Genomic DNA, 728 nt, shown 5'->3' with positions numbered 1-728 from the left:
GGGACACCACCGGACAGGTCACTGACCAGGATACCTCAACAACCGGGACTATCACGGTCACTGACCCTGACAGTGGCGACACCGCCACCATCGACAATGTCACCATGGAAGGCAACTACGGCACCTTCGAATTAGTGGACGGCGAGTGGACGTACACCGTCGATCCGGACAAAGCCCAGTCCCTGCCAGAAGGACAGGAAGCCAACGACACCTTTACCCTCACCGCCTCTGACGGCTCAACCCATGAGATTGTGGTGACCGTGACCGGCACCAATGATGCGGCTGTCGTCACCGGGGACACCACCGGACAGGTCACTGACCAGGATACCTCAACAACCGGGACTATCACGGTCACTGACCCTGACAGTGGCGAAACCGCCACCATCGGCAATACCACGATGGAAGGCAACTACGGCACCTTTGAACTGGTGGACGGCGAGTGGACGTACACCGTCGATCCGGACAAAGCCCAGTCCCTGCCAGAAGGACAGGAAGCCAACGACACCTTTACCCTCACCGCTTCTGACGGCTCAACCCATGAGATTGTGGTGACCGTGACCGGCACCAATGATGCGGCGGTGGTCACCGGCGATACCACCGCACAGGTCACTGACCAGGATACCTCAACAACCGGGACTATCACGGTCACTGACCCTGACAGTGGCGACACCGCCACCATCGACAATGTCACCATGGAAGGCAACTACGGCACCTTTACGCTGGTGGAT

The 728-nt window shown here is 58.9% G+C and carries 1 protein-coding gene; it reads left to right on the top strand.

Going from position 1 to position 728, the window contains the following annotated elements:
• A partial coding sequence (locus tag GMA8713_RS26075; RefSeq protein WP_198159603.1) for a VCBS domain-containing protein occupies positions 1 to 728 on the top strand: 728 nt, incomplete at both ends.

Source organism: Grimontia marina, from assembly GCF_900060185.1.
In the GTDB taxonomy this organism is placed as follows: domain Bacteria; phylum Pseudomonadota; class Gammaproteobacteria; order Enterobacterales; family Vibrionaceae; genus Enterovibrio; species Enterovibrio marinus.
The sequence above is the reverse complement of the archived record's forward strand: the minus strand, read 5'-3'. Positions and strand labels throughout refer to the sequence as shown.